Annotated in this window: 7 protein-coding genes; 5 read left to right on the top strand and 2 right to left on the bottom strand. The window is 57.4% G+C overall.

The genetic code is table 11. The annotated features are described in order from the left end of the window. On the bottom strand, window positions 1-2,970 hold a 2,970-nt coding region (locus VMU57_RS07675), incomplete at its 3' end, for a TonB-dependent receptor (protein ID WP_325382101.1). Between the two features lie 441 nt (window positions 2,971-3,411). On the opposite strand from VMU57_RS07675, the gene VMU57_RS07670 reads away from it, so the two are divergent. Together VMU57_RS07670 and VMU57_RS07665 are read left to right on the top strand one after the other, a co-directional pair. Then, a complete protein-coding gene (locus VMU57_RS07670; protein WP_325382099.1) occupies window positions 3,412-5,073 on the top strand; it encodes a cytochrome c3 family protein in 1,662 nt (553 codons plus the stop codon). 328 nt (window positions 5,074-5,401) lie between these two features. Then, the gene (locus tag VMU57_RS07665; protein WP_325382097.1) at window positions 5,402-5,992 is read left to right on the top strand and encodes a peroxiredoxin; all 591 of its coding nucleotides are present in this window, start codon (window positions 5,402-5,404) and stop codon (window positions 5,990-5,992) included. Window positions 5,993-6,158: 166 nt separating this feature from the next. On the opposite strand, the gene folE is transcribed toward VMU57_RS07665, so the two are convergent. Continuing rightward, window positions 6,159-6,713 (bottom strand): GTP cyclohydrolase I FolE, encoded by a 555-nt coding sequence (folE, locus tag VMU57_RS07660; RefSeq protein ID WP_325382105.1) that lies wholly within the window; start codon window positions 6,711-6,713, stop codon window positions 6,159-6,161. 403 nt (window positions 6,714-7,116) lie between these two features. On the opposite strand from folE, the gene VMU57_RS07655 reads away from it, so the two are divergent. The 3 genes from VMU57_RS07655 to VMU57_RS22995 all read left to right on the top strand — a co-directional run bounded on the left by VMU57_RS07655 (window position 7,117) and on the right by VMU57_RS22995 (window position 9,192). After that, window positions 7,117-8,154 (top strand): ferritin-like domain-containing protein, encoded by a 1,038-nt coding sequence (locus VMU57_RS07655; RefSeq protein WP_325382094.1) that lies wholly within the window; start codon window positions 7,117-7,119, stop codon window positions 8,152-8,154. A gap of 453 nt (window positions 8,155-8,607) precedes the next feature. Beyond that, window positions 8,608-8,913, top strand: coding sequence for a luciferase family protein (locus tag VMU57_RS07650; protein ID WP_325382103.1), 306 nt, complete (start codon window positions 8,608-8,610; stop codon window positions 8,911-8,913). 45 nt (window positions 8,914-8,958) lie between these two features. After that, complete coding sequence (locus tag VMU57_RS22995; RefSeq protein ID WP_414648616.1) at window positions 8,959-9,192, top strand: SRPBCC family protein; 234 nt, start codon at window positions 8,959-8,961, stop codon at window positions 9,190-9,192. The last annotated feature ends 39 nt before the right edge of the window (window positions 9,193-9,231 follow it).

Genomic DNA, 9,231 nt, shown 5'->3' with positions numbered 1-9,231 from the left:
TATCGGCGTTCCCGACTGCGCAACCAGAATTCCGGAAGCCCGCCAATTGGAGCTAGCTGCACGAACAATCGTCGAAAAATTGCGAATTTCCGGCAAATCGTAGGTGAAATTGAAGACCGCGCGATGGGTGCGATCGAAATCCGTGAGGCCGTAATTCTGGCGCGGGTCCCGCTGATTATTCGTCAGCAGCCAAAGTTCGAATACCTGGCTCCCCGAAGACCCGCTTGTCTCATCGAGCGTGCGCGACCACGTGTAGCTGCCCAGGAATTGCAGACCTCTGCTCAACTGCTTTGTCACGCTTGCCTGCAGCGCGTTGTAATTCGCTTGAAATGCCGTCTCTGAGAGGAGCGACCCCGGCGCGATGCCCGCATACGGAACGCGTTGGATCACATTGTTGACGGTATTCGTTGTCTCCCCATTGACGGGATTGGTCGGGCTTGCCAGCAGCGCCTGATTGAACTCCACGCTCCCCGCGACGTGCAGAGAGCGCGTGCCAACGTAGCCCACTTCAGCCAGCGTGTTCCAGCCCAGAGCTACCTGCAGATTCAGGTTGTATTCCTCCGTGTAGGGGTCCTGCACCTGCGTCGACACTCCGACTACCGTTGACCCGCCTCCCGGGGTCCGCGGAGTAAAAATCGGATAGCTCGAAAGACTCGGGAGCAGCGGTGTAAACGGCGCGCCCAATGAGGCCGGACCGTTCTGCGCACCTGCGATGAACTGGAACGTGGAGTACGGCGGCTGCGACACCAGGCTCTCCGACATGCCGGCCGAAAGACGATCGAAGTAGATGCCGTAACCGCCGCGTAGAACAAGCTCGGGATGCCTGGCGACTTCAAAGGCAAATCCCAGGCGCGGAGAGAAGTCGAGATGACGAGTCGGCCATAGCCCCTTCCGGTCGACCTTCGTAACACCGTCGGGAACGGTTCCTGTGAAATTGGACGTGACCACATACCCGCTCAGCGTGCCTGCTGCGGGAGCGGTCGTCGACGCCAATGCCGGATCGAAGTTCACAAGCCGACCCTTAATCTCTGATGGGGGACTAAATATCTCGTAGCGTAGTCCAAGGTTGGCCGTCAGCCGCGAAGTCAGCTTCACGTCGTCCTGCAAGAACGCCGCGAAGTCGGTATAGCGCTCGTCTTTGCGAAAGATGCCGGAGCTGCCGTTGCTCAGCGTCACATTGCTCAGGCCATCCGGGCTGCCGTTTTGTTGCGCGCTTTCGCCGAGCAGAAAATCGTTGAAGGTCCTGATGTCCAGCAGGCCATCTTGCGAAAACGGCGCATTGACCATCACCTGGTGACGCTTCACCTCGGCGCCCGTTCGGATGAACTGCCTGCCTCGAGTCAGCGACACCATGTCCTGCACGATGTAGCTGTTCGTCTTCTGGGCTTGCTCTGGCGTCCCCGCATCGCCGACGGTGAAAAGACCGTCAACCGTGATTCCTGGTGCTGGAATCCCTGCGCCGGAAAGACCGGTCGGCGACACCGTGCCGATATCCGCTGTACCAATGGGATTCTCGACTGCAGAAATGCCGTCGAAGCGCATGAAGCCCAAGCGCGCGATGTTTATCAAGTTGGAATTGACGATGTGGGTATCTGAGATCACCGCCATTACGTTCTTGTCCACTTCGTTCGTGCCCCATCCGGGAACATTCGCTGCGTTCGGCGAGAATGCTTCTGCAGTGGGCGCACGCGAGTAGAACAGACGGGCGGCCAGCGAATTCTTTTGTGTAAGTGCGTGATCGAGATTCAGCGAGAATTGATCTTCCCGGTAGCTTGCCGGAATCGAGTAGGTCGACTCGCCTATGGGCAACTGCGTCGGATCCATCGAAGGCAGTACAATCTGCGGATTGGGAATCGCATAGCGCCCGTTGGCAAGTTTGAAATTCAGCAAGGCCAGCGCCACCGGATGGATATTCGATCCGTCGCATGCAACCTGCTTGCCGCCGGCGTAGGTGGGGTACGCACAGAACTGCGCGCCCAGCGCGGGCGCCGAGCGGTCGTCCGTCAGTTGCGGCAAAATCACCGGCGCCACCTCCGCTTCTCCGTTGCTTGAACGCAGTGCCTGATACGCGGCGAAAAAGAATGTCCTATCGTGGACAATTGGGCCGCCCAGAGACGCGCCAAATTGGTTTTGCTTCAGCACCGGTTTCGGCTGGCCTGTAAAGTTGGAGAAGAAGTCGTTCGCGTTGAGCAGATCGTTCCGCAGGAACTCCCAAGCGGTTCCATGAAACTTGTCGCTTCCCGACTTGCTCACAACATCGACGTTTGCACCCGTTCCGCGGCCGTAGGTAGCGTCATAATTGCCCGTCTGCACTTTGAATTCCTGAATCGTATCCGGAGCAGGAACCGCAACGCCCACCTCCTCCGCGTCGTTCATCGCTGAGTTTTGCGCAAGATTGTTGGCATCCACGCCGTTGAACTGGATGTTATTTGCAGTTGTTTTATTTCCGTTGGCAGTCACATCCTGCGTGCCCCGCCCGAGGACGGTTGCGTCTGGCAATCCGACCAGAACCCCGGGCGAGAGCGAGAGAATCTGCGTGAAATTGCGGTTCGACAGCGGTAGCGATTGAATCGCTTCCTCGTCCACAGCGCGTCCGAGGGTCGCGTTCTCCGTGTTGGCGATGGCTTGGTGTGTCGTCACTTCCACGGTCGCCGTCGCTGCGATCACCAGATGAATATTGACTGTACTGGTTTCGCTCACAACAACCATCACGCTTGCGGCGCGCGCGTGGGCAAAGCCTATCGCCGTCGCGGTTGCACTATAGTTGCCCGGCAGAAGAAGGGCGGCGGCATACTCTCCGGACCCCGACGTGTGCACTATCCGTTGAGCGTGCGTGGCCCTATTCTCGATTACAACGGTTGCATTCGTTACGGCGCGGCCGTTTGGGTCGAGCACTACTCCGCGAATTGCGCCTGTTCCAGGCGCCTGGGCGCGGAGCACAAGTGGGAGCAGGAACAAGATAGCAAGCATCGGAATCCTGCATTTCGCGACCGCATTCATTTCGTCCGCCACCTCGCTGCGAATCTGACTTCCCGTCAGCTTAGGAGCGTGTGGAACGTCACTTGTCAGGGACCTGTCTTTGGATTGTCATTTTGAAGCGCCGGTTGGGAAGACGCCGATACGATCCAGACTCTGCGCCGGTCATACGGAGAAATGGCTTTCGTTCTCTTCGGACTGAAGGGAACGGATCGGACTGGCAGAAAGGCCTCGGGTCGGCATTCGGTTGTGTCATTGTGTTCTGGTAAAGGAGTTTGGCAAATAGTTTTTTTGGATGCGAAATTCGCTACATAATGGCATCATCGTTGATGATGCATTGCAGTGAGCCTGTGGAGCTAGACCGTGAGCCCAGTTGTGTTCGTGTCGCTGCACATTTGTTTCTGAAGCGAATTTGACGATGCAGGACGGTGGTCGATGCGCACGAGCGCGAAAGCACGGGAAAGACTTCTATCCGGATTGGCTGCCATCGCCGGTGCAGCGAGCCTCGTGGCCCTCATTGTGGTTTGGCAGGGCTTTCGTGCCTTGAAGCCGCCTTCCGCTTTCGAGACAGCGATTGCACGCCGCGTGAGAAATCTTGCCATACCCTGGAAGGAGCGAACGGCCAAAAACCCGTTGGCAGGCGATAGCGCGGCGCTCCTGCAGGGGTACGAGCTTTATCTGGCGAATTGCGCGACCTGTCACCGGGTAGACGGTAGCGGGACAACCCGGATCGGCACTAATTTGTACCCGCGTGTGCCCGATCTTCGCGCCACATCCACGCAGAGTCTGACCGATGGCGAGATTCACTTCATCATCTCGAATGGAGTGCGCTATACCGGAATGCCGGCGCTGGACCGAGTCCACCGGGAATCCAAGGAAGACGCGTGGAAGCTCGTCCTCTTCGTCCGCAGCCTGCGACCGTTGTCGGCGGAGGAACAAAAGGAAGAAGCACGCGTGCTTGCGTCGGCACGCTATGTGGGCTCCAGGGCGTGCGAGAAGTGCCACCAGAGCATTTACCAGCGTTGGAAGAAGACACCAATGGCAAACGTGGTGCGCGATCCACAGAGCGACCCACACGCTTTCATTCCTGACATCAAAACCAGCACGGTGGCGCCATTCAGAGCTGACCAGGTGGTTTTTGTGTACGGAAGCCTCTGGAAGCAGCGCTATTTTGCTCGAGTGGGCGACAACCTTTACCCGCTTCCGGTGCAGTGGGATGTCGGGAATCGCAAGTGGTTGCCCTACCATGTGCCCTCGAAGGGCGCAGATTGGTGGGCTCCGCTCTACCCGGCTGACAACATGCACCGTCCGACTGGGCCGACCTGCGATGGCTGCCACTCAGTCGGATACGACATCCATACTCATCAGCCGGCTGAGTGGAATGTAGGCTGCGAGCGCTGTCATGGCCCGGGGAGCTTGCACGTTGCGCATCCGTCGCGCGGCAACATCATCAATCCAGCGCACCTCGATGCGGTGGCGGAAAGTGACGTGTGCATTCAGTGCCACTCGCAGGGACGGCCACCCAAAGGAGCTATCGAGGGCCAGTACTACGACTGGCCGGTGGGTTACCAAGTGGGATTGCGCCTGCAGGATTCATGGAAGCTGGAGGATTGCACGCTGGGGCAGACGAGCTTTTACTACTTTCCGGATTGCACCGCTCACAAGAACCGGATGCAGGGCAACGATTTTGTGCAAAGCGTAATGTACCGGCACCAGATCACGTGCTCTTCGTGCCACGACGTGCACGGGACTCAGAATTACGCGCAACTCATTAAGCCGGCCAACGAAATCTGTATGGATTGCCATGGCCCAATGTCTCCCAATGGGCCAAACACTGCGACGATCGAAGCACACACGCATCACAAAGCGGAAAGTGCAGGCAGCCAGTGTGTCGCTTGTCATATGCCGGCGATTGAAGGGGAAGGGGTACCCGGAGCCATGGTTCATGCCCACACGTTCCGATTCATCTCGCCCGAGATGACGGACAAGTACGGTATTCCGAATCCGTGCACGTCGTGCCATCGTGATAAGACGACCGCCTGGGCGGAAGAAGCAATGGCGAAAAGGAAGGAAGAGCCGCCGTGGCGAGTGAAATGACTTAGAGTGGCGTGGTCTCGCGACGAATCACTCACCGCATTTCTGGGTGGGCGACGAAGATTTTCGCAACGAGTATCCCAACTCTGTTCCGTGCAGAATCTACCCGTCCCAGCACGGCAAGGTATTGACGGGTTGGCTTCTGCGAGGGATGAAGACGGCTAGAGACGGCAATTCGGGTATTCCGAAAAGGGACTTGTTTTTTCTGCGCTCCACCCCACCTGCGCGAAAACGAGGTGCCTCGCCGCTCTGTTATCCTCTGGTCTTGATGGCGTTTCTGCTGGAGCGACGCGCTCGCGCCATTGAGTCTTAGTTCCCCTGGAGGATTCTCGTGAAGAAGAATTTGATCTTCGGCCTGGCGATCTCTGCCGCACTCTGCATACCCGCCTTTGCTGCCCTCAAACCGGGTGACCGCGCGCCCGAGTTTTCCGCCCCCGCCTCCCTGGCGGGCAAACAATTCCATTTCTCGCTGCAGGCCGCGTTGAAAAAGGGCTCCGTTGTCGTCTACTTCTACCCATCTGCCTTCACCGGCGGCTGCGATCTCGAGGCCCACACATTTGCTCAGGACAAGGACCAATTCACCGCTGCTGACGCCAGCATCATTGGCGTCTCGGAAGATAGCATCGCGCGCCTCAATCAGTTCTCCGCCGATCCAAGCTTCTGCGCGGGCCGTTTCCCCGTCGCTTCCGATCCCGGCGGCCAAATCGGCGCTTCCTACGGCGTGACGGCCGCCCCCGGAAGGCCAGGCATGAAAGACGTGCGCGGCGTCGCCATCGACCACGGCTTTTTTGAGCGCACGACCTTCGTGATCGGCAAAGATGGCAAGATTGTCGCGGCATTTTCTTCCAAGTCAGATCACTTAGCGCCGGATGCCCATGTGAAGAAAGCGTTGGCGATCGTGCAGAAGCTTGCCCACAAGTAATTGCGGGCCGACACCTCACCGTAACCAATCGCGCGGAAGCAGCGGACGCACTTCGAGTTTCTCGTGCCTGTCGCCGCATGTATCGAAGGTTTCTGCCATGGTCCGACTCCTGATGTGTAAACGCTCAGTTTGGACGCGCACCCGGAAATTCAATCCCCTGATGACATCACCGCACCGAGTCACGGCTGCAGCCGATTGCACGATAGAAATCCTGAGCGTAGTTCTCATCCGCTGAAAAAATCCCGCGCAGGGCGACCGTAGTCATGCTCGACTCCGGGCAGCGGACTCCGCGGGCAGCTACGCAATCGTGCTTCCCAACCGCAGTTTCGGCGCAACCCAGCGGCTTGACCACCGACATGAAGGCGGCCGCGACTTCCGCGACCAGATCCTCCTGCACCACGGCGCGTGCGGCCAGTGCCTGGATCAGGCGGGGAATCTTTGAAACGCCAACGATTCGGCCGTCGGGCACATAGCCGAGATGAATTCTGCCGCCGTAGATGAGCAGGTGATGAGGGCAAAGGGAGAAAAACTCGACATCGGAGACGACAATCAGTTCGCGACTGCGGGATGGAGAGGTCTTGAGGATCTCCGCGGGTCTTGCCCGGTATTCCCGAGTGAACTCACGATACAAGCGCGCGACGCGTTTGGGAGTGTCCCGAAAGTGCTCGGATTGAACTTCGAGCCCGAGTTCCTTGAGGAGCATTGCAATGAATGCCTGCAGGCGGTCTTGCGGCTGAACTCCTTTAACGCCGATCGGCAGATTGAGTCCGAGGTTGGTTTGGGAACAGGGAGTGGCATAGGCTTTTTGTCTGATTGAAGAGTGCGTGCGAGGAAATTACTTTTTGCTGACAGTCTCGTGACAACGGAGCTAATTGCCTGAGCGACCTTGGAAGAGCGGCCGACTGAAGCCGACGGCCATGCCTGCCGCTATCCCCATTCTAAGGAGCTTTGCCCGCATGTTATTACGAACATCACGCAAACTTGCGTCTGTCACTAAGGATAAGTCGCCAGATGAATCAGCGCACAATTCTTCACACCCAGGGCTTATGCAAAGAAGGTCTCTTCTTCGAGGAGCAGCGGCCGTTGGGCTTACCTTTTCAACGGGTGCTCTCATGAGATCGGATGTGAGAGCTGAAGAGAGAAGCGATTCTCTTTCCCGGAGCGATGCAGCTATCCTTCGCTTTCTGGCAGCGGCCGAACTGATCGAAGCCGATCTTTGGCAGCAGTATGCAGAACTCGGTGGCCTTCAAAGCAATGAGCCGCCACTGATTACCGGCCTCACACGTGGAAATCCGGCATACACAAAGGCTCTGTCCAATCTTGACGGGGACATGGCCACATATATCCACGACAACACTGAAGATGAATTCAGCCACGCTGCATTCATCAATGAATACCTCAGATCCAGGAATGCGGAAACAGTAGATCTCCGTCCATTTCATACTCTGCCAAGTAGCCAGGCCACAGGCGCTCAGCAAATTCCCCGGCTCACCAATTTGATGGAGCTCACCATTGATACGTCATGGTGGACCCGCTATCGCAGCCGCACGCAGAACCCGGACCTCGGAGACACATTCTCCAATGCAATCGCTGTTCTGGGCACAGGCCGGCATACCGCTATTCCGAGGACGGACAGCGAGGCAGAACTAGATCCGAGTTCGCCCAACGGGGTCACAGACGTCACCCAATTCATCGCCAACACCGCGGGCTTCCACTTCGCGTTCATCGAGCAAGGCGGAACCAGTTTGTACGCCCAGCTTGCGCAGCGCGTCACCAGCGTGGAAGTACTGCGAATCCTGCTCAGCATCGGTGGCACCGAGATCGCCCATTTCCAGACCTGGCACGACAAAGCCGGCAACTGCCCGGCACTCACGGGCGTTCTCGATCCGGTCACGGAAGACACAGTGGACTTCCCCGACCTCTCAACGTTTGCGGGGAATGAGGACCTCCAATCCAACCTGATCATGCCCGAGCCAACATTCTTTCTTAGCAGGCGCTTTCCAGTCTGTTCCATCATTCGTCCCACTGAAACCAGAGCGGCAGCGACCGCAGCGCTTCAGGCCTTAACACAAGACGGACTCTTTCGCGGACAGAGCCCAAACTTCTTGAGCTACCTCCAGGAGTTGGCCGAAGAGGCAGACGAGGCGCGGCGTGGTTTCTGAGGCCATTCCCTGATTCGATTTATTCGGTTTCGTTTCTGGCGGTGCCTAGGTTAAAGGCACCGCTCCGTCTTCCCAGCATGCACGACCTGTTTGAACAACCACGCATCGACAGCGCTCGAATCCAAAGAAATGATCTTGAATGAATTCTTTGCAGTAGCGACTCATCGCATGCGGCGCGTTTGACGGAAATCCAGACGGTAGATGCCCGCTATCGTACGTGCCGTACGTGTCATTTGGAGTGGACCTCCGACGGTGAATCGCACGCCGACTCCGAGTGCGTGATGCCAAAGGGATCGCGGAGGTACAACTGACTTGTAAACGGATCAATCGGGACCGGCACAGCGCGCATCGGCTGTAATCACGGGTAGTCTAGCTGCTTGTCCAGGATGGAGGATCACATTGGCAAAGAGACACCAAGGAGCGAAGCTAAGTCCTTCGGCGGAGCCCGGGTATGTGTCGTCCCTCCGCCACTCATTGACTGCTTGGCCTGGCGTGAGCGTAGTGACAAAGCGGTCGGGTGGGGCTTCGTTTCACTTGGAAAAGAAAGTTTTTGCGTTCATGCGGCCCGAAGGTATAGCGATAAAGCTGCCGGAAGCGCGAATTCAGTCCATCATGAGAGAGCGCTATGCTGTGTTTCTAAGGATGGGAGCGCGCACGATGCGGCAATGGGTTGTGCTGCGGTTCGCGCAAAATGCCACTATCGAAAAGCGGGATTTGGAGCTGTTGCGCGAGGCACTTCGGTTTACGGCGGAGTCTTAATGCAGAGGGTAGTCAGTTGGAGAAACGATCGACTCAATCATCCTAGTGGATGTGCCTCATGACGAAGGCCCGGAACACTCGTTTGCCTGGGTGTCTCCCAACACGCTTGGGCAAGAGTCAACGGTGACGGTGACCTTCGAGAAACGAGGAACAGGCACGCTCATGACCCTTGTCCATTCAGACCTTCCCGACGACGAGAAGGGTCGATCGCGCGAGAAGGGATGGAACCATTTTCTGGGGATGTTTCTCGATCAATTTAGCAGTGCGCCCCAGGCGTAAGGCTGATTCGGAATCTCAATTCAGGCAAAAAGGAGACAA

It is taken from the genome of Edaphobacter sp. (genome assembly GCF_035532915.1).
Taxonomy (GTDB): domain Bacteria; phylum Acidobacteriota; class Terriglobia; order Terriglobales; family Acidobacteriaceae; genus Edaphobacter.
Note: the sequence above shows the minus strand (reverse complement) of the source record. Positions and strands in the feature narration are given on the sequence as shown.